General features: G+C 50.9%; 23 protein-coding genes. 10 read left to right on the plus strand and 13 right to left on the minus strand.

All coding sequences use genetic code 11. The features are described from left to right. Positions 1-523: 523 nt before the first annotated feature. The 9 genes from tdcA to OGV57_RS09205 all read left to right on the plus strand — a co-directional run bounded on the left by tdcA (position 524) and on the right by OGV57_RS09205 (position 12,278). On the plus strand, positions 524-1,462 hold the full coding sequence (gene tdcA / locus OGV57_RS09165; RefSeq protein WP_003024882.1) for a transcriptional regulator TdcA: 939 nt from the start codon (positions 524-526) through the stop codon (positions 1,460-1,462). Between the two features lie 98 nt (positions 1,463-1,560). Continuing rightward, positions 1,561-2,550 carry a bifunctional threonine ammonia-lyase/L-serine ammonia-lyase TdcB gene (tdcB, locus tag OGV57_RS09170; RefSeq protein WP_003024877.1) on the plus strand — a complete coding sequence of 330 codons (990 nt, stop codon included), beginning with the start codon at positions 1,561-1,563 and terminating at the stop codon, positions 2,548-2,550. Positions 2,551-2,572: 22 nt separating this feature from the next. Next, on the plus strand, positions 2,573-3,904 hold the full coding sequence (gene tdcC, locus OGV57_RS09175; RefSeq protein WP_003024875.1) for a threonine/serine transporter TdcC: 1,332 nt from the start codon (positions 2,573-2,575) through the stop codon (positions 3,902-3,904). Between the two features lie 31 nt (positions 3,905-3,935). Then, positions 3,936-5,144 carry a propionate kinase gene (gene tdcD / locus OGV57_RS09180; RefSeq protein WP_054528817.1) on the plus strand — a complete coding sequence of 403 codons (1,209 nt, stop codon included), beginning with the start codon at positions 3,936-3,938 and terminating at the stop codon, positions 5,142-5,144. Between the two features lie 28 nt (positions 5,145-5,172). Further along, positions 5,173-7,467 (plus strand): formate C-acetyltransferase, encoded by a 2,295-nt coding sequence (gene pflB / locus OGV57_RS09185; RefSeq protein ID WP_003024871.1) that lies wholly within the window; start codon positions 5,173-5,175, stop codon positions 7,465-7,467. A 13-nt stretch (positions 7,468-7,480) separates the two neighbouring features. Further along, the gene (locus OGV57_RS09190; RefSeq protein ID WP_003024870.1) at positions 7,481-7,876 is read left to right on the plus strand and encodes an enamine/imine deaminase; all 396 of its coding nucleotides are present in this window, start codon (positions 7,481-7,483) and stop codon (positions 7,874-7,876) included. Between the two features lie 87 nt (positions 7,877-7,963). Next, on the plus strand, positions 7,964-9,328 hold the full coding sequence (gene tdcG, locus OGV57_RS09195; RefSeq protein WP_054528816.1) for an L-serine ammonia-lyase: 1,365 nt from the start codon (positions 7,964-7,966) through the stop codon (positions 9,326-9,328). A gap of 283 nt (positions 9,329-9,611) precedes the next feature. Then, positions 9,612-10,943, plus strand: coding sequence for an SLC5/6 family protein (locus OGV57_RS09200; RefSeq protein WP_003841510.1), 1,332 nt, complete (start codon positions 9,612-9,614; stop codon positions 10,941-10,943). Between the two features lie 24 nt (positions 10,944-10,967). Continuing rightward, on the plus strand, positions 10,968-12,278 hold the full coding sequence (locus OGV57_RS09205) for an L-cysteine desulfidase family protein (protein ID WP_003841509.1): 1,311 nt from the start codon (positions 10,968-10,970) through the stop codon (positions 12,276-12,278). A 54-nt stretch (positions 12,279-12,332) separates the two neighbouring features. Here the strand turns inward: OGV57_RS09205 and OGV57_RS09210 are convergent, their stop codons facing one another. Both OGV57_RS09210 and OGV57_RS09215 read right to left on the minus strand, forming a co-directional pair. Next, positions 12,333-12,482: a protein YhaL gene (locus OGV57_RS09210; protein ID WP_003841507.1), complete on the minus strand. Its 150-nt coding sequence runs from the start codon at positions 12,480-12,482 to the stop codon at positions 12,333-12,335. A 26-nt stretch (positions 12,483-12,508) separates the two neighbouring features. Continuing rightward, positions 12,509-13,210, minus strand: a complete 702-nt coding sequence (locus tag OGV57_RS09215) for a pirin family protein (RefSeq protein ID WP_003024860.1) — start codon at positions 13,208-13,210, stop codon at positions 12,509-12,511. A 104-nt stretch (positions 13,211-13,314) separates the two neighbouring features. Between OGV57_RS09215 and yhaJ the strand changes: the two genes are divergently transcribed. Next, entirely contained in the window at positions 13,315-14,211 is an 897-nt protein-coding gene (yhaJ, locus tag OGV57_RS09220) for a DNA-binding transcriptional regulator YhaJ (RefSeq protein WP_003024855.1), read from the plus strand. Between the two features lie 37 nt (positions 14,212-14,248). On the opposite strand, the gene OGV57_RS09225 is transcribed toward yhaJ, so the two are convergent. The 11 genes from OGV57_RS09225 to OGV57_RS09275 all read right to left on the minus strand — a co-directional run bounded on the left by OGV57_RS09225 (position 14,249) and on the right by OGV57_RS09275 (position 22,266). After that, positions 14,249-14,614 carry a DUF805 domain-containing protein gene (locus OGV57_RS09225; RefSeq protein ID WP_016151025.1) on the minus strand — a complete coding sequence of 122 codons (366 nt, stop codon included), beginning with the start codon at positions 14,612-14,614 and terminating at the stop codon, positions 14,249-14,251. Positions 14,615-15,477: 863 nt separating this feature from the next. Then, positions 15,478-16,464 carry a glutathione S-transferase family protein gene (locus OGV57_RS09230; protein ID WP_054528814.1) on the minus strand — a complete coding sequence of 329 codons (987 nt, stop codon included), beginning with the start codon at positions 16,462-16,464 and terminating at the stop codon, positions 15,478-15,480. A 72-nt stretch (positions 16,465-16,536) separates the two neighbouring features. Beyond that, positions 16,537-16,929 carry a DoxX family protein gene (locus OGV57_RS09235; RefSeq protein WP_003024847.1) on the minus strand — a complete coding sequence of 131 codons (393 nt, stop codon included), beginning with the start codon at positions 16,927-16,929 and terminating at the stop codon, positions 16,537-16,539. A gap of 173 nt (positions 16,930-17,102) precedes the next feature. Continuing rightward, positions 17,103-17,402 carry a YqjK-like family protein gene (locus OGV57_RS09240; RefSeq protein WP_003024845.1) on the minus strand — a complete coding sequence of 100 codons (300 nt, stop codon included), beginning with the start codon at positions 17,400-17,402 and terminating at the stop codon, positions 17,103-17,105. After that, positions 17,402-17,797 carry a phage holin family protein gene (locus OGV57_RS09245; protein WP_003024834.1) on the minus strand — a complete coding sequence of 132 codons (396 nt, stop codon included), beginning with the start codon at positions 17,795-17,797 and terminating at the stop codon, positions 17,402-17,404. Before OGV57_RS09245 ends, OGV57_RS09240 begins: the two co-directional genes overlap by 1 nt. 2 nt (positions 17,798-17,799) lie before the next feature. Then, entirely contained in the window at positions 17,800-18,105 is a 306-nt protein-coding gene (locus OGV57_RS09250) for an ElaB/YgaM/YqjD family protein (protein WP_003024832.1), read from the minus strand. 33 nt (positions 18,106-18,138) lie between these two features. Further along, the gene (locus OGV57_RS09255; RefSeq protein ID WP_003024825.1) at positions 18,139-18,507 is read right to left on the minus strand and encodes a DUF1090 domain-containing protein; all 369 of its coding nucleotides are present in this window, start codon (positions 18,505-18,507) and stop codon (positions 18,139-18,141) included. A 148-nt stretch (positions 18,508-18,655) separates the two neighbouring features. Continuing rightward, positions 18,656-19,024: an EnvZ/OmpR regulon moderator MzrA gene (mzrA, locus tag OGV57_RS09260; protein ID WP_162838710.1), complete on the minus strand. Its 369-nt coding sequence runs from the start codon at positions 19,022-19,024 to the stop codon at positions 18,656-18,658. 18 nt (positions 19,025-19,042) lie between these two features. After that, positions 19,043-19,705 carry a DedA family general envelope maintenance protein YqjA gene (yqjA, locus tag OGV57_RS09265; RefSeq protein WP_003024820.1) on the minus strand — a complete coding sequence of 221 codons (663 nt, stop codon included), beginning with the start codon at positions 19,703-19,705 and terminating at the stop codon, positions 19,043-19,045. A gap of 348 nt (positions 19,706-20,053) precedes the next feature. After that, positions 20,054-20,830: a transcriptional regulator ExuR gene (gene exuR, locus OGV57_RS09270; RefSeq protein ID WP_003024817.1), complete on the minus strand. Its 777-nt coding sequence runs from the start codon at positions 20,828-20,830 to the stop codon at positions 20,054-20,056. Positions 20,831-20,964: 134 nt separating this feature from the next. Further along, complete coding sequence (locus OGV57_RS09275; protein ID WP_003024814.1) at positions 20,965-22,266, minus strand: MFS transporter; 1,302 nt, start codon at positions 22,264-22,266, stop codon at positions 20,965-20,967. Positions 22,267-22,519: the final 253 nt, after the last annotated feature.

The following is a 22,519-nucleotide window of genomic DNA, read 5'->3' on the forward strand; positions in this document are numbered from 1 at the left end:
ATCGATCGCCATCACAAAATTACGCGCTAATAAAGTGTACAAAATTAGTGTTAATACAATGTTGCATATGATAATTATTTGTATTGTCTAGATTGAATTTTAATAAACGCAATGTTTCTTTACAAACAAATATGGCGAAAAAATGTGATGCATGGCGTTATTTAATCACTACAAACGGTAAAATATAATTATATTTGATAAATTACTCATTAAATTTAAGTGTCATTCTGCCCGATAATTGCGCTGTAATTGATTGAAATATAGCCTTTCCTGGTTTTTAGAAATAACAGATAAAATGGCGATGTTATAGCCATAAAAAATCGTTATCCCCCCATCTTTTTTTGATTAAAGTCAGGGTAAAGTGAGATGTGTATTTCATATCTATATGATTTATAAGTGGTTTCATTTTTTATAATAGTCTTACAAAATGTAAGTCAAGGGATTTGTGAGGGGTAGCACATATCCTTGTTTGCTTAATTTGGTACACTTCCTGCCGTCAACAAAGTAATTAACGCAGGTCGATATGAATACTATTACACTCCCTAAAACACAGCACTTAGTGGTCTTTCAGGAAGTCATTAGAAGCGGTTCTATCGGCTCAGCTGCAAAAGAATTAGGTTTAACTCAACCCGCTGTCAGTAAAATCATCAACGATGTTGAGGCTTATTTTGGTATTGAGTTAGTTGTGCGTAAAAATACTGGTGTGACATTGACTCAGGCAGGTCAGGTGATGCTCTCATGGTCTGAATCAATTACCCGTGAAATGAAAAACATGGTTGATGAGATGAACAGCATGACGAGCAATGCGGTCGTTGATGTGTCGTTTGGTTTTCCTTCACTGATTGCCTTCACCATCATGTCCGGCATGATTAAAAAATTCAAAGAGGTATTCCCGAAAGCACAGGTTTCTATGTATGAAGCTCAGCTCTCCTCGTTCTTACCGGCAATCCGTGACGGGCGTCTGGATTTTGCCATCGGTACGCTGAGCGATGAGATGAAATTGCACGATCTGCATGTGGAGCCGCTTTTTGAGTCAGACTTTATCCTGGTTGCCAGCAAGTCCCGAACATGCACCGGCATCACCTCGCTGAGCGCGTTGAAAAACGAACAGTGGGTGTTGCCACAAACGAATATGGGGTACTACAGCGAACTTCTTACCACGTTACAGAATAATGGCATCAGCAGTGAAAACATCGTTAATACTGACTCCGTCGTCACCATTTATAATCTTGTTCTCAATGCTGATTTCTTAACAGTAATTCCCTGCGATATGACCACACCGTTTGGCTCAAACCAGTTTATTACTATCCCGGTACAAGAAACCTTACCCGTCGCGCGTTATGCCGCCGTGTGGTCGAAAAATTATCGAATTAAAAAAGCAGCATCTATTTTGGTGGAATTAGCCAAAGAGTATTCATCATATAATTGTCGGAGACGAAGGCAATTAATTGAAATTGATTAAAGATTGAAATTGTTTTAACAAAAAATAAACGCCATCTGTCTATATCTGACAATGGTCACGGCTATCTATTTACTTTAATACCCTAGTAAGAGGTTCTAATGCACATTACATACGATCTCCCAGTTGCAATTGAAGATATCCTCGAAGCGAAAAAAAGACTGGCGGGGAAAATTTATAAAACGGGAATGCCTCGCTCTAACTATTTTAGTGAACGTTGCAAAGGGGAAATTTTCCTCAAGTTTGAAAACATGCAGCGTACCGGTTCATTTAAAATCCGTGGCGCTTTTAACAAGCTCAGTTCCTTAACAGAAGCCGAAAGAATGAAGGGCGTGGTGGCTTGCTCTGCAGGTAACCATGCGCAAGGGGTTTCTCTCTCCTGCGCTATGCTCGGTATCGACGGCAAAGTGGTAATGCCGAAAGGCGCACCGAAGTCTAAAGTAGCGGCAACCTGCGATTATTCCGCGGAAGTTGTGCTGCATGGCGACAACTTCAACGACACCATCGCTAAGGTTAGCGAGATTGTGGAAACGGAAGGCCGTATCTTTATTCCACCATATGATGACCCGAAAGTTATTGCTGGTCAGGGCACTATTGGTCTGGAAATTCTGGAAGATCTGTACGATGTCGATAACGTGATTGTGCCAATTGGTGGTGGTGGTCTGATTGCGGGTATTGCGGTGGCAATTAAATCTATTAACCCGACCATTAAAATTATTGGTGTGCAGTCTGAAAACGTTCACGGCATGGCGGCTTCTTTCCACGCTGGAGAAATAACCACGCACCGAACGACCGGCACCCTGGCGGATGGTTGTGACGTCTCTCGCCCGGGTACTTTAACGTATGAAATCGTTCGTGAGTTGGTGGATGACATTGTCCTGGTCAGCGAAGATGAAATTCGCAACAGCATGGTGGCATTAATTCAGCGAAATAAAGTTGTAACTGAAGGTGCCGGTGCGCTGGCATGCGCAGCATTATTAAGCGGGAAATTAGATAGCTATATCCAGAACAGAAAAACAGTCAGCATTATTTCTGGCGGTAATATCGACCTTTCTCGTGTATCTCAAATTACTGGTTTAGTTGACGCTTAATATACTTCGTTGAGGATAGGATATGAGTACTACTGATAGCATTGTATCCAGCCAGACAAAACAGTCGTCCTGGCGCAAATCGGACACCACCTGGACACTGGGTTTATTTGGTACAGCCATCGGCGCTGGGGTGCTGTTCTTCCCTATCCGCGCAGGTTTTGGCGGACTGATCCCCATTCTGATCATGCTGGTGTTAGCATACCCCATCGCGTTCTATTGCCACCGTGCGCTGGCACGCCTGTGTCTTTCCGGTTCTAATCCTTCCGGTAACATCACAGAAACGGTTGAAGAGCACTTTGGTAAAACGGGCGGCGTGGTTATCACGTTCCTCTACTTCTTTGCGATTTGTCCGCTGCTGTGGATTTATGGCGTCACCATTACCAACACCTTTATGACCTTCTGGGAAAACCAGCTGCAAATGCCAGCATTGAACCGTGGCTTCGTGGCGCTGTTCCTGTTGCTGCTGATGGCATTCGTCATCTGGTTTGGTAAAGATCTGATGGTTAAAGTGATGAGCTACCTGGTATGGCCGTTCATTGCCAGCCTGGTGCTTATCTCTCTGTCACTGATTCCTTACTGGAACTCAGCGGTTATCGATCAGGTTGATATCAGCAATATCGCTCTGACTGGCCATGACGGCATCCTGGTTACCGTATGGCTGGGTATTTCCATCATGGTGTTCTCTTTCAACTTCTCGCCAATCGTTTCTTCCTTCGTGGTCTCTAAACGCGAAGAGTATGAGAAAGATTTCGGTCGCGAATTTACCGAGCAGAAATGTTCTAAAATCATCTCCCGCGCCAGTATGCTGATGGTTGCGGTGGTAATGTTCTTCGCCTTTAGCTGCCTGTTCACGCTGTCTCCGGCAAACATGGCGGATGCGAAAGCGCAGAACATTCCAGTACTGTCTTATCTGGCGAACCACTTCGCTTCACTGTCCGGGACGAAGTCCACCTTCGCGACCGTTCTGGAATACGGTGCTTCTATTATCGCCCTGGTTGCTATCTTCAAATCGTTCTTCGGCCACTACCTGGGGACGCTGGAAGGTCTGAACGGTCTGGTGCTGAAGTTTGGTTACAAAGGCGATAAGACCAAAGTTTCCGCCGGCAAACTGAATACCATCAGCATGATCTTCATCATGGGCTCCACCTGGGTTGTGGCTTACGCCAACCCGAACATCCTGGACCTTATTGAAGCAATGGGCGCGCCGATTATTGCCTCTCTGCTCTGCCTGCTGCCGATGTATGCCATCCGTAAAGCGCCATCACTGGCGAAATACCGTGGCCGTCTGGATAACGTGTTTGTTACCGTGATTGGTCTGCTGACCATCCTGAACATTGTCTACAAACTGTTTTAATCCTTAAGCTCAGGATGAGCGGAGTAGTGAAATGAATGAGTTTCCGGTAGTACTGGTTATTAACTGTGGTTCGTCTTCCATTAAATTCTCAGTGCTGGATGCAGCTAACTGTGAAGTTTTAATGGCGGGAATCGCGGACGGTATTAACTCTGAAAATGCGTTCATAGCAATTAATGGAGGAGAGCCAGCTAAGCTGGCTCACCACAGCTACGAAGACGCATTAAAAGCAATTGCCGTTGAACTAGAGAAACGTAATTTAATGGACAGTGTGGCCTTAATTGGCCACCGCATTGCACACGGCGGAAATATCTTTACCGAATCAGCAATTATTACTGACGAAGTTATCGATAATATCCGCCGGGTATCGCCGCTAGCACCGTTACATAATTATGCGAACCTGAGTGGGATCGAATCTGCTCAGCACCTTTTCCCTGGCCGACAGCAGGTTGCGGTATTTGATACAAGCTTCCACCAGACGATGGCCCCTGAAGCCTATTTGTACGGTTTACCGTGGAAATATTTCGAAGAGTTGGGCGTTCGTCGTTACGGCTTCCACGGCACGTCGCATCGCTATGTTTCTCAGCAAGCGCATGACCTTCTCGACCTGCAGAGTGATGACTCGGGTCTGGTTGTGGCTCACCTGGGGAACGGTGCGTCAATCTGTGCGGTGCGTAACGGGCAGAGCGTTGATACCTCAATGGGCATGACGCCGCTGGAAGGGTTGATGATGGGGACACGCAGCGGCGACGTCGATTTCGGCGCGATGACGTGGATTGCCAGCGAAACCAACCAGACGCTGAGCGACCTTGAGCGCGTAGTGAATAAAGAGTCCGGTTTACTGGGTATTTCCGGTTTGTCTTCTGACTTACGTACGTTAGAAAAAGCCTGGCACGAGGGACATGAGCGTGCGCAGCTGGCGATTAAAACGTTTGTGCATCGTATCGCGCGTCATATCGCCGGGCATGCCGCATCGTTGCATCGTCTTGATGGGATTATTTTCACTGGTGGAATAGGTGAGAACTCGGTATTAATTCGTCGTCTGGTTATTGAGCACCTTGCCGTTTTAGGCGTGAATATCGACAACGAAATGAATAGTCTGCCAAATTCCCATGGTGAAAGAATTATCTCAAATAAAGATGCTCGTGTTATTTGTGCGGTTATTCCCACAAATGAAGAGAAAATGATTGCACGTGATGCCATTGCATTAGGCAAAATTAATACCCCAGTAGCATTTGCATAATTAATTTTCAGCAGAGAGATTATTTTTCATGAAGGTAAATATCGATACCAGCGATATGCTGTATGCCGAAGCCTGGAATGGCTTTAAAGGTACGGACTGGAAAGAAGAAATTAATGTCCGTGATTTTATTCAGCACAACTATACGCCTTATGAAGGGGATGAATCTTTCCTCGCCGAAGCAACGCCTGCGACCACTGCATTGTGGGAAAAAGTTATGGCGGGCATCCGTATTGAAAACTCGACGCACGCGCCGGTTGATTTCGATACCAATATTGCTACCACGATAACCGCGCATGATGCGGGTTATATTGAACAAGAACTGGAAAAAATCGTTGGTCTGCAAACGGATAAGCCGCTCAAGCGCGCTCTGCATCCGTTTGGTGGCATCAACATGATCAAAAGCTCTTTTGATGCTTATGGTCGTGAGATGGATGCTGATTTTGAATACCAGTTTACTGAACTGCGTAAAACCCATAACCAGGGCGTATTCGACGCCTACTCTCCGGATATGCTGCGCTGCCGTAAATCCGGCGTGCTGACCGGTCTGCCGGACGGCTATGGCCGTGGCCGTATTATCGGTGACTATCGCCGCGTGGCGCTGTACGGTATCCGCTACCTGGTGCGCGAGCGTGAACTGCAGTTTGCCGATCTCCAGTCGAACCTGGAGTGGGGCCAGAATCTTGAAGCCACGATTCGCCTGCGTGAAGAGCTGTCTGAGCACCGTCGCGCTCTGCTGCAAATGCAGGAAATGGCTGCGAAGTATGGCTGCGATATCTCCCGCCCGGCGCGTAATGCGCAAGAAGCGGTGCAGTGGGTGTACTTTGCTTACCTGGCTGCGGTGAAATCGCAGAACGGCGGCGCGATGTCGCTGGGCCGTACCGCATCGTTCCTAGACATCTACATTGAGCGCGATTTCAAAGCGGGGATTTTAAACGAGCAGCAGGCGCAGGAGCTGATCGACCACTTCATTATGAAGATCCGTATGGTGCGCTTCCTGCGTACGCCGGAATTCGACACCCTGTTCTCAGGCGACCCTATCTGGGCGACTGAAGTTATCGGTGGTATGGGGCTTGATGGCCGCACGCTGGTGACGAAGAACTCGTTCCGCTATCTGCATACGCTGCACACCATGGGCCCGGCACCAGAGCCGAACCTGACGGTGCTGTGGTCTGAACAGCTACCAATCGCCTTTAAAAAGTACGCTGCCCAGGTGTCTATCATCACCTCGTCTTTGCAGTATGAAAACGACGATTTGATGCGTGCCGACTTTGACAGCGATGACTATGCCATTGCCTGCTGCGTCAGCCCGATGGTTATCGGCAAACAAATGCAGTTCTTCGGGGCGCGTGCCAACCTCGCTAAAACGTTGCTGTACGCAATCAACGGCGGCGTGGATGAGAAGCTGAAAATCCAGGTCGGGCCGAAAACGGCACCACTGATGGATGACGTGCTGGACTACGACACGGTGATGGAGAGCCTGGACCACTTTATGGACTGGCTGGCCGTGCAGTACATCAGCGCGCTGAACATCATCCACTACATGCACGACAAGTACAGCTACGAAGCTTCGCTGATGGCGCTGCACGATCGTGATGTCTATCGCACAATGGCCTGTGGTATGGCGGGTCTGTCCGTGGCGGCGGATTCTCTGTCGGCTATCAAATATGCTCGCGTGAAACCGATTCGCGATGAAAACGGCCTGGCAATTGATTTCGAAATCGAAGGCGACTATCCGCAATACGGCAACAACGACGAGCGCGTAGACAGTATTGCCTGCGACCTGGTCGAACGCTTTATGAAGAAAATTAAAGTGTTGCCAACCTACCGTAACGCGGTGCCGACGCAGTCCATTCTGACCATCACCTCCAACGTGGTGTACGGACAGAAAACTGGTAACACGCCAGACGGACGTCGCGCGGGTACGCCGTTTGCGCCAGGGGCAAACCCGATGCACGGCCGCGATCGTAAAGGTGCGGTGGCGTCGTTAACCTCGGTCGCCAAACTGCCGTTCACCTATGCCAAAGACGGTATCTCGTACACCTTCTCCATTGTACCGGCAGCGCTGGGCAAAGAGGATGGAGTGCGTAAAACCAACCTGGTCGGTCTGCTGGACGGTTACTTCCACCATGAAGCGCATGTGGAAGGTGGTCAGCATCTGAACGTTAACGTTATGAACCGTGAAATGTTGATGGATGCCATTGAGCACCCGGAAAACTATCCGAACCTGACGATCCGCGTGTCTGGCTATGCGGTGCGCTTCAACGCGCTGACCCGCGAACAGCAGCAGGATGTTATTTCACGTACTTTCACCCAGGCGCTCTGACGCCGGAGGGACTATGAGAAAAGTTATTGCAACCGAATGTGCGCCAGGGGCTATCGGGCCTTACGTACAGGGTGTGGATCTGGGCAGCATGGTGTTGACGTCAGGTCAAATCCCGGTGTGTCCACAGACCGGTGAAGTGGCTGAAAACGTATCCGATCAGGCGCGTCAAAGCCTGGAAAACGTGAAAGCGATTGTCGAGTCTGCAGGTTTGAAAGTGAGCGATATCGTCAAGACCACCGTTTTCGTTTCCGACCTGAACGACTTCGCCACCATCAATCAGGTTTACCAGCAGTTCTTTGATGAGCATAAGGCAATCTACCCTACACGCAGCTGCGTGCAGGTCGCCCGCTTACCCAAGGATGTGAAGCTGGAGATTGAAGCCATCGCCGTACGTGGCGACACGCTGTAATCCCTTGCGGGGCGATCTCAGGATCGCCCCGATCCTTAATGAGTGTGAAACCTGGTCTTCACTGAACGGCAATCCGAGGGTGTGGATATGATTAGCGCATTCGATATTTTCAAGATTGGCATTGGACCTTCCAGCTCCCATACCGTGGGGCCAATGAACGCTGGTAAAAGCTTTATCGATCTGTTGGTCAGCTGCGGGGAACTTCCCAAGGCTACACATATTGTGGTCGATCTTTATGGATCGCTTTCCTTGACCGGAAAAGGTCATGCGACAGATGTCGCCATCATGATGGGACTGGCCGGTAACAGTCCACAAAATGTTAATATAGATTCTATCGCTGGTTTTACTCAGGAAGTGGCCCGTACCGGACGTTTACCGGTTGCAGAGGGCACGCATGTTGTCGATTTTTCCCCAGACGAAAATATTCTCTTTCATACCGAAACGCTGCCGCGCCATGAAAATGGCATGCGTATCACCGCATGGAACGGCACCGAGACGCTATTAAGCAAAACCTATTACTCCATCGGCGGTGGTTTTATCGTTGAAGAGGAGCAATTTGGTCAGGCGCATGATGTTGAAGCACACGTGCCCTACAATTTTCATTCCGCCAGCGAACTGCTGAAACTGTGCGAGCGCAACGGGCTGTCTGTTTCCGGCCTGATGATGCAAAACGAACTGGCGATGCGCAGCAAAGAAGAAATCGATGCTGGCTTTGCTGCCATTTGGGACGTTATGCACGCTGGAATTGAGCGAGGCATGAACACCGAAGGCGTTCTGCCGGGTCCACTGAACGTCCCGCGCCGCGCCGTGGCATTACGTCGGTTGCTGGTTTCCAGCGATAACCTGTCCAGCGACCCAATGAACGTGATCGACTGGATCAACATGTTCGCGCTGGCCGTGAGCGAAGAAAACGCCGCCGGATGCCGGGTTGTGACGGCACCGACCAACGGAGCATGTGGGATTATCCCTGCTGTCCTGGCCTATTACGACAAGTTCCGCCGCCCGGTGAATGCAAACTCCATTGCCCGCTACTTACTGGCCGCGGGGGCGATAGGCGCGCTGTATAAGATGAATGCCTCTATTTCTGGTGCCGAAGTGGGTTGCCAGGGGGAAATTGGCGTCGCCTGTTCAATGGCAGCAGCCGGGTTGACAGAGTTGCTTGGCGGTAGCCCGTCTCAGGTGTGTATTGCGGCGGAAATCGCCATGGAGCATAACCTGGGACTGACCTGCGATCCGGTCGCCGGACAGGTACAAATACCGTGTATTGAGCGCAATGCGATCAACGCGGTAAAAGCCGTCAACGCCGCGCGTATGGCGCTACGTCGAACATCTGAGCCACGCGTTTCGCTCGATAAAGTGATCGAGACCATGTATGAAACGGGCAAAGATATGAATGACAAATACCGTGAAACGTCACGTGGTGGTCTGGCTATCAAAGTGATTTGTACTTAACTAAATTTGTGTTTATTTCTCCTTTGGGCGCACCTGAGTGCGCCCTTTTTTTTGTTGTGATCCGCTTCAAAAAGAGAAATTAATCCCATTTTGTAAATATAAAATAGAAAAACTTTATTAAACATTATGAAATGAGTGGGTATTTATGTGAAGTTTTTCTCTGACCCTCGGCGTATGATTTCTCCATTCTAACGAACTCGCCTGCACGACTCGTACCGCGTATCGCATTGATGCGGAACGGAAAAATAATAAAACCTTACCCTACATTTTGAGCGAGATTTTTATGGAAACGGCAACGAATAACAGCGTAATACTCGACGCATCTGCTCCGGCGCGTCGGGCGGGGATGACCGAAAGTGAATGGCGTGAAGCCATTAAATTCGACAGCATGGACACCGGCTGGGTCATTATGAGTATCGGTATGGCGATTGGTGCGGGGATTGTTTTTCTTCCTGTCCAGGTCGGGTTAATGGGGCTGTGGGTGTTCTTGCTGTCCTCTATCATTGGCTACCCAGCCATGTATCTGTTCCAGCGTCTGTTTATCAATACGCTGGCTGAGTCCCCGGAATGTAAAGATTACCCAAGCGTGATCAGCGGTTACCTGGGTAAAAACTGGGGCATCCTGTTAGGTGCGTTGTACTTTGTGATGCTGGTAATCTGGATGTTCGTCTACTCCACCGCCATCACCAACGATAGCGCCTCTTACCTGCATACTTTTGGCGTTACTGAAGGTTTACTGTCCGACAGCCCGTTCTATGGCCTGGTGCTGATTTGCATCCTGGTGGCCATCTCGTCACGCGGGGAAAAACTGCTGTTTAAAATCTCCACCGGCATGGTGCTGACCAAACTGCTGGTAGTGGCAGCGCTTGGCGTATCGATGGTTGGGATGTGGCATTTGTATAACGTAGGTTTACTGCCGCCGATGGCGCTGCTGATCAAAAACGCGATCATAACGTTGCCATTTACGCTGACCTCAATTCTGTTTATTCAGACATTAAGCCCGATGGTTATCTCGTATCGTTCTCGCAACAAATCCATTGAAGTGGCGCGCCATAAAGCCCTGCGAGCGATGAATATCGCGTTCGGCATTCTGTTCGTGACCGTCTTTTTCTACGCCGTTTCCTTCACGTTGGCGATGGGCCATGACGAAGCGGTTAAAGCTTATGAGCAGAATATTTCCGCTCTGGCGATTGCCGCGCAGTTTATCAGCGGTGCGGGTGCTGGTTGGGTGAAAATCGTCAGCGTTGTTCTGAACATCTTTGCCGTTATGACCGCTTTCTTCGGCGTCTACTTAGGTTTCCGTGAAGCGACTCAGGGGATCGTAATGAACGTGCTGCGCCGCAAAATGCCAGCCGAGAAAATCAACGAAACCCTGGTTCAGCGCGGCATTATGGTTTTCGCCATCCTGCTGGCCTGGAGCGCAATTGTGCTCAATGCGCCGGTGCTGAGCTTCACCTCTATTTGTAGTCCTATCTTCGGCATGGTGGGTTGTCTGATCCCGGCCTGGCTGGTCTACAAAGTTCCTTCACTGCACAAATACAAAGGCGCTTCCCTGTATCTGATTATTATCACGGGCCTGCTGCTGTGCGTTTCTCCGTTCCTGGCATTTTCCTGAGTTATCTGAGCAAAGGTTGTTGTTATGTTTGAGACTACATTGAATCCATTATGGGATAGTTTTATCCGCGCGGTACAGGAAGAGGTTAAGCCTGCGCTGGGTTGTACGGAACCTATCTCTCTGGCGCTGGCGGCAGCGGTCGCATCCTCTGAGCTGGACGGCGCGGTTGAACGTATTGATGCGTGGGTCTCACCGAACCTGATGAAAAACGGCATGGGCGTTACCGTGCCGGGTACCGGAATGGTCGGGTTACCTGTCGCGGCGGCGCTGGGTGCGCTGGGGGGAAATGCCCGTGCCGGTTTAGAGGTACTGAAAGATGCGTCGCCCCAAGCGATCGCTGATGCGAAAGCGATGTTGAGCGCTGGCAAGGTCGCGGTGATGCTGCAGGAGCCTTGCGAGGATATCCTCTTTTCCCGCGCGAAGGTTTACAGCGCTGAAGGATGGGCGTGCGTGACGATTGTGGGCGGTCATACCAACATAGTCCACATCGAGACCAATAAGGGTGTAGTGTTCACCACAGAACAGAATGCTCAGGAAGAGGAGCTGGAGTCGCCGCTGGCGGTATTATCTCACACCTCGCTGGAAGAGATTCTGGCGTTCGTGAACGCGGTACCGTTTGAGTCGATCCGCTTTATTCTTGATGCGGCAAAGCTGAACGGTGCGCTGTCTCAGGAAGGGCTGCGTGGTAACTGGGGCTTGCACATCGGAACCACGCTTGAGAAGCAGTGCGCGCGTGGCCTGCTGGCGAACGATCTCTCCACCTCTATTTTGATCCGTACCAGTGCGGCATCGGATGCGCGAATGGGCGGGGCGACGCTGCCGGCCATGAGCAACTCCGGATCCGGCAATCAGGGTATTACCGCGACTGTTCCGGTCATGGTGGTGGCCGAGCACTTTGGCGCGGATGAGGAGAAACTGGCGCGGGCGCTGATGTTGTCTCACCTGAGCGCTATTTACATCCATCATCAGCTTCCGCGTTTGTCTGCGCTATGCGCGGCAACCACGGCGGCGATGGGCGCAGCAGCGGGGATGGCATGGATCGTGGATGGCCGCTACAACACCATCGCGATGGCGATCAGCAGCATGATTGGCGACGTGAGCGGAATGATTTGCGATGGCGCTTCAAACAGCTGCGCGATGAAAGTCTCAACCAGCGCATCTGCGGCGTGGAAAGCGGTACTGATGGCACTGGATGATACTGCCGTAACCGGAAACGAAGGGATTGTGGCGCATAACGTGGAACAATCTATCGCTAACCTGTGTGCGCTGGCGTGTCGGTCGATGCAGGAAACCGACAAGCAGATTATTGAGATCATGGCCAGTAAGGCGCATTAATCTTCAGGTCGGGTAAGGCGTTGCCGCCACCCGGCATAAGTCTAAGCCGCCTTTTCAGGCGGCTTCTTCGTCTTCCAGCCGTAGCTCGGCATCGGCCACAATCGCTTCCAGCTCTGTCAGCATTTCTTCATAGCCGAAGGCAACTGTTTCCTGTTTTTTCAGCTCAACCTGCGGCTGGCGTTTTTTTGATGATTTCTTACTCAATAGTCGTACTCCATTGTTTTCCCTGACTATACGGGCAAATCTATCAGCAAAGCGCGCAGCGGGGTATCGGCGACTAACGTTATGTTAGTTTCGTCACGAATAAATGCCCCATCGCCACAGGTGAGCGCTTCTTTTTCGGCGCCAGACGTCACCGCATGGAATCTGCCGTGAATCGACTGTAAATAAGCGCGTGGCCCATGTAACTGAAAACTCAGCGATTCACCTTGCTGCAGTTCAACGTGGTGCACCCATACCTGTTGGCGCAGATGCAGGCTGCCTTGTTCACCGTCCGGCGAGGCCAGCAGCTGATGCTTACCGGTACCCAGCGTGGCTTTCTGTACGCAGGCGTTTTCACGCTGCGGGCAGGCGTCCAGCCAGAGCTGCATCCGCGTTAACGGTTTGTCTTTGCTGATATTGTGTTCGCTATAGCTAATCCCGGGCTGTGTCGCGAGCAGTAAAACTTCGCCTGCTTTGGCCTTGATATGGTTGCCTTCGCTGTCTCGGTACTCTGCTTCCCCTTCAAGGATCAGATTGACGATATCCACCTTCGGATAGGTCCGCGGCTGGAAAGAGGCCCCCGGTGCCAGAACTTCCTGGTTCAGAACACGCAGCGAGGCATAACCCAGCAGTTTAGGATCAAAATAGTGTCCAAAGGAGAAGGTATAACGGGCCTGCAGCCAGCCGTAGTCTGCTTGCCCGCATTGTTTGGCTGTACGGGTAGTAATCATAGTTCTTGACCTCTCTTTACTTCCTTTTATGTTAAATGGCTAGACGCTGCATTGTTAGCCAGATATTCTGCCCGGTATGTTCAAATTTCCTGAATGAGAACGAGATGGCTAAAGAAAGGGCTTTAACGCTTGAGGCGTTACGCGTCATGGACGCAATAGACAGGCGCGGCAGCTTTGCCGCCGCAGCAGACGAACTGGGGCGCGTGCCTTCCGCACTTAGCTATACCATGCAGAAGCTGGAGGAAGAGCTGGACGTAGTGCTGTTTGACCGTTCAGGCCACCGTACAAAATTCACTAACGTCGGGCGTATGCTGCTGGAGCGTGGGCGCGTACTGCTGGAAGCTGCGGATAAGCTGACTACCGATGCCGAAGCGTTGGCTCGAGGATGGGAAACGCATTTGACTATCGTTACCGAAGCACTGGTGCCAACGGCGGCGTTTTTCCCGCTGATCGACCGACTTGCCGGCAAGGCCAATACCCAGCTTTCCGTCATTACCGAAGTTCTGGCCGGGGCGTGGGAGCGTCTTGAGCAGGGGCGGGCGGATATCGTGATTGCGCCGGATATGCATTTTCGCTCATCCTCAGAAATCAACTCGCGCAAGCTGTACTCGCTGATGAACGTGTATGTGGCGGCTCCGGATCATCCGATTCATCAGGAGCCGGAACCGTTATCGGAAGTCACCCGCGTGAAATACCGTGGGATCGCTGTGGCGGATACCGCCCGTGAGCGTCCGGTACTCACGGTTCAATTGCTGGATAAACAGCCGCGTCTGACGGTGAGTACGATAGAAGATAAACGTCAGGCGCTGCTGGCCGGATTGGGCGTAGCGACAATGCCGTACCCGCTGGTGGAAGAGGATATTGCAGCTGGTCGACTGCGGGTCGTTAGTCCGGAATCGACAAGCGAGATAGATATTATTATGGCCTGGCGTCGTGACAGCATGGGCGAGGCGAAATCCTGGTGTCTGCGAGAAATTCCCAAGCTGTTTGCGGGTAAATAAGAAATACGCCCCTCCAACGGAAGGGGCGTATTTAAATTCAGGACAACTGTTTGGGGTCAGCGCCGAAGCGGTTACTCCCCGGAGTGCCGTTTTGACAGTTGAAAATGATGATCACCAACCAGCCGACGATCGGGATCAGCAGCACCAGCAGCCACCAGGCTGAACGGTCGGTGTCATGTAAACGCCGGAACTGTACCGCCCACCACGGGATAAAGACCAGAACCCCGTAAATCGTCGTTAATATGCCTTCTCCTCCGGCGCGTTCCCAGCCAAACATTCTGTCCAGAATGCCCAGCACGAACGTGAAGATGATGTTGACCAGCACAAACATCCAGTATTCTTTACGACGCGCGCGGCCACCAAAACCAAAGTAATTCTTTAATACGTTTAAATACCAATCCATTTTTGCCTCGTTCTGCGTTCAATTACTTGTTTTTAAAGCAATCAAATTAAGAATAGCTGCGAATGGAATGCTGGTAAATGTTTGTGTTGTTAATTATTTGGCCTCCAAACGGGCAATGCCGATCAGTTAAGCATGTATGGTGAACATGTGATTCTTGCTCAGGGTTCCGTTCACCTCATGTGCGTTGCTTCTCTGATATCTTTATACCCGTGAACGGGCAAGGGAGGCTCACCGCCGCCTCCCTTGCAACCCAGGCTCCCGGCGGGAAAATCGTCGCTGCGCGATGTATTCGTCTTATTCCGTCTGCCTGTCGGGTCGGGGCCGAGCCTGCGTCCATGCAGGCCGTCCCCTCTGCCCGCATCCCTGCGGGCAGCCCCGGTCAGCCGTCAACGCCTCATCGATTTTCAGCCGGACCGGGGTCATCGCTGTAATGCTCTGACTTCCAGTTAAATCTGATTTGCTGTTCAGATATATTCAAAAAAACGCAGATGGTTAGGTGTGGGCTGGTCCGGCTGAAAATTGCCGACGTGTTTCCGTAAGGCCGGGAGAACCCGCATGGATGCGGGTTCAGGGCGCGTTTTACAGGGACGTTTCCTCGCGCCCGACCCGGGAGCCGGGAGGAATAAGCGGAGGGTATTGCATAGCAACAATTTTCCTGCCGGGAGCCGGGATTGTAAAGGGCGTGGCGGAGAACGCCCTTTACACGTTCACAGGAATCGGTGCTTCAGAGAAACGATGAACATGAGGTGAACGGAACCCTTTCCCTGAAATAACATATTCATTACCTCCGCCAGCACATGTTGATGCCTTTCGAAACGGAGGCGTTAACTGAACAGCATTACCCAAACGGAGGCCAGTGTAAATCAGGCGAAACGCTCGTCACGCCCATGAGGTTCGCTGAGATCCTGCCACGGGCCGATTGAAATAATACCGGTCGGGTTGATTGTTTTGTGGCTACGGAAGTAGTGATGACGGATATGGTCAAAGTTGACGGTCTCCGCAATGCCCGGCATCTGGTAGATATCGCGCAGAAAACCGTACAGATTCAGGTAGTCACTGATGCGGTGTTTGTCGCACTTGAAGTGGGTGACATAAACCGGATCAAAGCGCACCAGCGTGGTCCACAGGCGAATATCGGCCTCAGTTAGCTGGTCACCGGTCAGGAAGCGATGCTGACCCAGGATCTGCTCCAGTCGTGCCAGAGATTGAAAGACTTTTTCCACGGCATCGTCGTAGGCTTCCTGGCTGGTGGCAAATCCCGCTTTATACACGCCGTTATTGACGTTGTCATAAATCCAGCCGTTCAGCTCGTCGATTTTACTTTGCAGGGCAGGTGGATAGTAATCCCCGGCTTTCGCACCCAGCGCATCAAACGCAGTGTTAAACATGCGGATGATTTCTGCAGATTCGTTGCTGACAATAGTGTGGTTTTTTTTGTCCCACAGTACCGGAACGGTCACCCGACCGCTGTAGTGCGGATCGGCGTGTAAATAGAGCTGATAAAGAAATTTGTGCTGATACAGGGTATCGCCGGTTGCCGCTGGGAAGTTGTCGTCAAAGGTCCAGCCGTTTTCCAGCATTAGCGGATGCACAACGGAAACGGAAATAAACGGTTCCAGCCCTTTAAGTTTACGCAAAATCAGTGTGCGATGTGCCCACGGACAGGCCAGAGAAACGTACAGATGATAACGGTCTTTTTCGGCAGCAAAGCCACCTTCACCGGTCTGGCCAGGCGTGCCATCCGCGGTGAGCCAGTTACGGAAAGCCGATGCAGAACGTTGAAATTTCCCGCCGGTTGATTTGGTGTCGTACCAAGTGTCATGCCAGATGCCGTCAATCAGTTGTCCCATGATTTTCGTCTCCTCAGATAGCAAAAGCGAGGAGATATCTCCTCGCTTTTTGATGTGTTCAGTATAGTTTGCTTACCACTTTTTATTCAGTACGCGGTCAATACTGAATGCGCCCGGACCGGTGATAGCCAGCAGCAGGAAGCCGCCTGCGATGGTCAGGTTTTTCATAAACATCAGAGAGTTCACACCTTCCGCAAAGTTACTGTGGAAGAGGAATGCCGTCAGCAGCGTGAAGCCTGCGGTGAACAGCGCGGTAGTACGGGTCAGGAAACCGAACAGAATTGCCAGACCGCCGCCAAACTCAAGCAGAATCACCAGCGGCAGCATAAATCCTGGGACGCCCATGGCTTCCATGTACTGTTGGGTACCTGCATATCCGGTGATTTTTCCCCAACCTGCGGTAATAAACAGGATTGGCATCAGAATGCGCGCTACCAGTACACCAACATCTTCTAATTTCTTCATCATACTCTCCAGGAAACCACTCAGGCGGCTTATTGTGTTTTTTTGTGCAACGACGCTGCTGAGCGCGTCGTTGCTGTCGATGAAGAGAATAATAAACGTGGCTAATGAGAATTGTTAGCAAGGAAAACTGTCAGTATTTTTCAAAAATTTTGAGGTTGGGGGTAGGGAAGGGATTAGCCGCGCAGTTGCTGCTGTCTGATGGTCGATTTCACCAGACGCCAGATGCTCCAGACGCTAAAGCCGCGTTTGGCCCAGCGGACCAGCAGATTTGGGTTACGGATGGTGCGAACTGCCATAATACTGCTCCCGACTAACACCCAGCCGCGCAGGTTCAACAGCGTCTTCCAGCCACGATCGTAGACCTCGGTGGCTTCCAGCCAGTCGCGGCGAGTAGCAGACAGATCCAGCCGTTGCTGCTGGATCTGTCCAAGCAGTTGCGCCTTACGTTGTTGACGTTCGACTTTACTGCTCATTATGCGTCATCCTCCAGAGCCCGCCTGTCGTTCGCGAGTTCATTGCGCGTATGGCGTAGCAGCGTTGTTTTACGCGCTTTACGCAGCGTCCATATCCCGCCAATCAGCGCTAACAGCAACAGCACTACGGTGGTGGCAATCATGGCATTCAGGCGGTATTGAGGGTCAATGGCCCAGATGATAAGTACCATCAGGCTCATCAGGCCAAACGCCGCGAACAGCATAGTCAGCCCAAGCATCAGCAGGATCTGGATGAGGTTGGCTTTTTCCTCTTCCAGTTCGACGACGGCCAGCCGCAGCCGCGTCTCTACGATCTCAACGAGAATCGTCAGGATCCGCTGTCCAATACCCAGTACGCCTTTGCCTGGACCTTGTGCGTGTTGAGAATCAGCCATTGTTAACGGCGCGACAGCAGTACACCAAGCACCACACCGACTGCAGCGCCAATGCCGACGCCTGTCCATGGGTTTTCGCGCACGTAGTTATCGGCTTTAGCCGCGGCCTCACGGGTCTGTTTGGCAATCACATCGCTGGTTTCACTCAGACGATGGCGGCTCTCGCGCAGCGCATGTTCGGCTTTGCTGCGAATTTTACTCATCTCTTCCTTCGACTTATCGCCAGAAGAGCTAAGTACTTCTTCAAGCGTATCCGCAAGAGATTTCAGCTCAGCGCGCAGGTTTTCCGTAGCATTATCTTTCGACATAGTTTTCTCCAGTTGAGTGGCTAGTTACCGTACTTAGTAATCGCGGGTTTCGAGTTCTTTTAGCTCTTTCTGAGCTTCAGCAAGCTTGTGTTCGCGCTTTGCTACCTTATCCGCATCGCCTTTTTGCTTAGCTTCGGCTAAGTCACGTTGACGCTCGGCAATCTCATTTTTCTGCTCGGCGATTTTTTTCTGATGGTTGGCGCGCAGTTTGCTGTCAGTACAGTTTGCCCTGACTTCGCTCAGCGCTTTGTTCAGCCCATTGATGCGGCTCTGATTATTGTGTTTTTCGGCATAGCTAATCTCCCGCTGAATGTCTTGTTCTTTTTCCTGACAGAGGGTGTTGGCGTAGCTGCCGGCACTTAGAGCGAAAAGGCTAATTGCCAAAGCGATGCGGTATTTCATTCTTGAACCTTCCATTGTGATTCGACCTCGTCGTTTAGGGTCGATGCTCCAGAATAATAAAACGTTGGGTCATAAGCCCAGTTTATTAATCATAGGCGCTAAACGGTGAAATCACCAAAGTGAGTGATCTAATTCAGATTCCTGGAAATTAACCAAAGCGGTGTGGAGTATCACGTAAGCGGGATAACCACTGCACCGCCTGATTATCATCATCCTGCTGAGCAATAACGAAACCGTGCGGTAACGTTCGATCAAGTACGACCTTTGCCGCTGCGCTTTGCGCACTGGAATCAAAGGTAATCAGCAGTGCGTCATTTTGCGGAGTGATGCTTTTAAAACGAATGCCGTTGGCATCCAGGTGATGCCAGATAGAGAAGCCATCAGGCATGCTGGCTCCCTGGTTTACGGCACGAATGGCGAGCGTTGATTCCTGCTGGCGAATGACAGACCAGGTCAGGAGCAACGCGCCAATGAACAACATAAAAGTGGTGGACCAGGCAAGTCGTCGGAGCGTTATGCATGATTTCAGCATAATTTACCCTCGGTTCCCGTATTTCTTCTTCCAAAGAACAACCAGTGAACCTGCCAGACCAAACACCAGTAACACCACAGGAAGCAGCATCAGACAAGACATTAGCTGATCTTCATATTTGAGAAACACCGGCGTTTTGCCCAGCAGATAACCAAGCGTTGTGAGAATCAAAACCCAAAGCAGTCCACTCATCCAGTTGAAGAACTGAAAGCGCGCATTGTTCAGGCCGGACAATCCTGCGATGGTCGGCAGTAATGTTCTGACAAACGCGATGAAGCGACCGACCAGCAGCGCAGACAAGCCATGCTTATGGAACAGATGATGCGCGCGCTGATGGTAATGCGCGGGCAGATGAGATAGCCAGTTTTGTACTGTGCGGGTATTCCCCAGCCATCGCCCCTGGATATAGCTAAGCCAGCAACCCAGGCTGGCTGCGGTAGTGAGCAGCAGTACCGTTTGCGGGAAACCCATCGCGCCTTTGGCGATAAGTACGCCGACCAGCACCAGTAGACTGTCGCCAGGTAAAAAGGCCGCTGGCAGCAGTCCGTTTTCCAGAAACAAAATGGTAAATAGTACGAAATAGAGCATGCCAATCATGGAAGGATTGGCCAGCGTTTCAAAATCCTGAGCCCATAAAGCATTCAGTAATTGAGTCAGTAGTTCCATTCAATATTCCTGGAGAATCGGTTGTCGTCATGCCGGTTTTCTGGAGTTTGTAACGCCGCAATTTTATTGGTGTTTTTTACATGGATCGCGGTCTGACACAAATTCACGGCCTGAACTATTCCCTGTAAAGTTGTGAAGTAAGCAAGCTCTCAAACACAAAAATTCAAATAGCATCTAATTGTAACAAAGGTCAACGTTGTCCGTTATAGAAATTACGGTTGTTGAACTGTGATTTTGCTTATCGCAATGGAGGGAGGCGAGAGGATTTACACAGGCTGACACTTTATACCTAATGCTTACCAAGCAGGAGAAACAGGCGCTTTGTCGCGCCTGCATCGAAAAGATTGCTTATTTAGCGCTGTTAACCGCCGTATCGAGATGAACGACCGGATTTTCTGCAAAAAGATAACGATCGGCATTGAACTCAAAATCATCGCTGGTCTCATTGAACAACATGATTTTGGTATTCTCCAGGTGCTGCCACATCGCCAGTTTTGCCGCGTTCGGATCTTTACGGATCAGTGCTTTGAGAATTTGATCATGGTCATCACACCAGTTATCGACGGTACGTGCGTCGATATGTTCGTGCAGTTTTTTCCAGTACGGGTTGTGGCTACGCTGGGTCCACATTTTTTCTACGATGGCGGCCAGCGCAGAGTTCTGCGTGGCTAGCGCGACCTGAATATGAAACTGCAGATCCCATTCGGAATCGCGGAAGCATTTTTCATTCCGCGCATGCTCTTGAATGTCCATCAGTTTCATGATGTCTTGCTTGGTAACCTGCGTAGCAGCAAATTCAGCGATATTGCTTTCAATCAACTGACGAGCCTGAAGCAGCTCGAAAGGACCATAATTGGCGAATTCAAGCGATTCGTCGGTGGCCTGCTGGTGACGGGCCTGGTTCGAAATGACATGAATGCCAGAACCTTTGCGCACTTCTACATAGCCCTCAACTTCGAGCATGATAATCGCTTCACGAACCACGGTACGGCTGACATTTTTTTCATCGGCGATAAAGCGCTCTGCGGGGAGTTTTTCACCCACCAGATAGACGCCCTGCTCAATGCGTTCTTTCAGATCAGCGGCAAGTTGTTGGTACAAACGTCGTGGTTCAGTGATTTCCATATGCGCTCCAGGCATGATACGGCAGACTCTATTTGTTATACCACTTTTACGATTACGGCTCCACTCGCGACGTCAAAAAAGCCGCCAGATAACTGGCGGCTTAGCATGACAAAACCTTGTTAAATCTTGTCCGGTTAACTTTGCGCAGCGGGATCGCCAGTTTGCGACTCTGACTCTACCTCGCTGGCCGATTTGTTCTGCAATACTGTCCAGATGACTAACGCGCCGAGCAGGTCGAATACCGCCAGTACGGCAAACAGTGGGCTAAAGCCGATGGTGTCAGCCAACGCGCCGACGACCAGCGCAAACAGCGTACTTGCAAGCCAGGCGGACATACCGGTCAGACCGTTCGCCGTTGCCACTTCATTACGACCAAACACGTCAGAAGAGAGTGTGATCAGCGCACCGGACAGCGCCTGGTGAGCAAAGCCACCGACGCACAGCAGGGCGATAGCAATGTATGGGCTGGTGAACAGACCGATCATCCCTGGGCCAATCATCAGCAATGCACCCATGGTGACGACCATTTTACGCGAAACGATCAGGTTAACGCCGAACCAGCGCTGGAACAGCGGCGGTAAGTAACCCCCAACGATACAGCCCAGGTCAGCAAACAGCATCGGCATCCAGGCAAACATCGCAATTTCTTTCAGGTTAAAGCCGTAGACTTTAAACATGAACAGCGGGATCCAGGCGTTGAAGGTCCCCCATGCCGGTTCTGCCAGAAAACGCGGCAGCGCGATGCCCCAGAACTGGCGGTTACGCAAGATCTGACCGAGCGACATTTTTTTCGAGGTCGCGTTTTTATGCTGTGATTCCTGACCATTCAGAATGTAATCACGTTCCTCATCAGACAGTTTTTTCTGGTCGCGCGGGTGTTTGTAGAATACAAGCCAGCACATCGCCCAGATGAAGCTCAGCGCACCGGAAATAATGAATGCCATCTGCCAGCTGTGCATGACGATGGCCCAGACCACCAGCGGTGGAGCAATCATCGCGCCGATAGAAGAGCCGACGTTAAAGTAACCTACGGCAATTGAACGCTCTTTTGCCGGGAACCATTCAGAACTGGCTTTCAGACCCGCAGGGATCATTGCGGCTTCAGCGGCACCTACCGCGCCACGCGCCAGTGCCAGTCCACCCCAACTGCCAGCCAGTGCGGTCGCGCCACAGAAGACGGCCCACAGAACGGCGAACATCGCATAACCCACTTTTGTGCCGAGCACATCGAGCACGTAGCCGGCAACGGGTTGCATTACGGTGTAAGCAGCAGAATACGCTGCGATGATATAGGAATACTGTTGAGTGGAGATGTGTAACTCTTCCATCAGAGTTGGCGCAGCTGCCGCCACAGTGTTACGTGTCAGGTAACCCAGCACGGTGCCAAGTGTCACCAGTGCAATCATGTACCAACGTAACCCTTTAATTTTACGCATGTAAAACCTCATCGTTTTGTTATGTCCGCGAACGAGCGGTCATCTTCCAGTTCAGGGCGGAGGATGTTCTTTTACGAGGGGGGACCGAAAAAAAGCCGGTACTCCCCGAACTTTGCCATGTCAATAATTGTGCTAATTCGGTTTCCGTACCGGTCAATCCGATGGATATCCATCGGTAATTTGCATTCCGTCGGCTTATGTATCGCGACGGCCAAAAGATAACTTGTCATACAGCTTTAAAAGGTGAGTGCCA

The organism is Citrobacter sp. Cf087 (genome assembly GCF_030334285.1).
GTDB classification, from domain to species: domain Bacteria; phylum Pseudomonadota; class Gammaproteobacteria; order Enterobacterales; family Enterobacteriaceae; genus Citrobacter; species Citrobacter freundii.

What these genes read in the sequence shown, in the direction of transcription:
- tdcA (WP_003024882.1), top strand. Translation starts at nt 524, where the DNA reads ATGAATACTATTACACTCCCTAAAACACAGCACTTAGTGGTCTTTCAG.
- tdcB (WP_003024877.1), top strand. Translation starts at nt 1,561, where the DNA reads ATGCACATTACATACGATCTCCCAGTTGCAATTGAAGATATCCTCGAA.
- tdcC (WP_003024875.1), top strand. Translation starts at nt 2,573, where the DNA reads ATGAGTACTACTGATAGCATTGTATCCAGCCAGACAAAACAGTCGTCC.
- tdcD (WP_054528817.1), top strand. Translation starts at nt 3,936, where the DNA reads ATGAATGAGTTTCCGGTAGTACTGGTTATTAACTGTGGTTCGTCTTCC.
- pflB (WP_003024871.1), top strand. Translation starts at nt 5,173, where the DNA reads ATGAAGGTAAATATCGATACCAGCGATATGCTGTATGCCGAAGCCTGG.
- OGV57_RS09190 (WP_003024870.1), top strand. Translation starts at nt 7,481, where the DNA reads ATGAGAAAAGTTATTGCAACCGAATGTGCGCCAGGGGCTATCGGGCCT.
- tdcG (WP_054528816.1), top strand. Translation starts at nt 7,964, where the DNA reads ATGATTAGCGCATTCGATATTTTCAAGATTGGCATTGGACCTTCCAGC.
- OGV57_RS09200 (WP_003841510.1), top strand. Translation starts at nt 9,612, where the DNA reads ATGGAAACGGCAACGAATAACAGCGTAATACTCGACGCATCTGCTCCG.
- OGV57_RS09205 (WP_003841509.1), top strand. Translation starts at nt 10,968, where the DNA reads ATGTTTGAGACTACATTGAATCCATTATGGGATAGTTTTATCCGCGCG.
- OGV57_RS09215 (WP_003024860.1), bottom strand. Translation starts at nt 13,210, where the DNA reads ATGATTACTACCCGTACAGCCAAACAATGCGGGCAAGCAGACTACGGC.
- yhaJ (WP_003024855.1), top strand. Translation starts at nt 13,315, where the DNA reads ATGGCTAAAGAAAGGGCTTTAACGCTTGAGGCGTTACGCGTCATGGAC.
- OGV57_RS09225 (WP_016151025.1), bottom strand. Translation starts at nt 14,614, where the DNA reads ATGGATTGGTATTTAAACGTATTAAAGAATTACTTTGGTTTTGGTGGC.
- OGV57_RS09230 (WP_054528814.1), bottom strand. Translation starts at nt 16,464, where the DNA reads ATGGGACAACTGATTGACGGCATCTGGCATGACACTTGGTACGACACC.
- OGV57_RS09235 (WP_003024847.1), bottom strand. Translation starts at nt 16,929, where the DNA reads ATGAAGAAATTAGAAGATGTTGGTGTACTGGTAGCGCGCATTCTGATG.
- OGV57_RS09240 (WP_003024845.1), bottom strand. Translation starts at nt 17,402, where the DNA reads ATGAGCAGTAAAGTCGAACGTCAACAACGTAAGGCGCAACTGCTTGGA.
- OGV57_RS09245 (WP_003024834.1), bottom strand. Translation starts at nt 17,797, where the DNA reads ATGGCTGATTCTCAACACGCACAAGGTCCAGGCAAAGGCGTACTGGGT.
- OGV57_RS09250 (WP_003024832.1), bottom strand. Translation starts at nt 18,105, where the DNA reads ATGTCGAAAGATAATGCTACGGAAAACCTGCGCGCTGAGCTGAAATCT.
- OGV57_RS09255 (WP_003024825.1), bottom strand. Translation starts at nt 18,507, where the DNA reads ATGAAATACCGCATCGCTTTGGCAATTAGCCTTTTCGCTCTAAGTGCC.
- yqjA (WP_003024820.1), bottom strand. Translation starts at nt 19,705, where the DNA reads ATGGAACTACTGACTCAATTACTGAATGCTTTATGGGCTCAGGATTTT.
- exuR (WP_003024817.1), bottom strand. Translation starts at nt 20,830, where the DNA reads ATGGAAATCACTGAACCACGACGTTTGTACCAACAACTTGCCGCTGAT.
- OGV57_RS09275 (WP_003024814.1), bottom strand. Translation starts at nt 22,266, where the DNA reads ATGCGTAAAATTAAAGGGTTACGTTGGTACATGATTGCACTGGTGACA.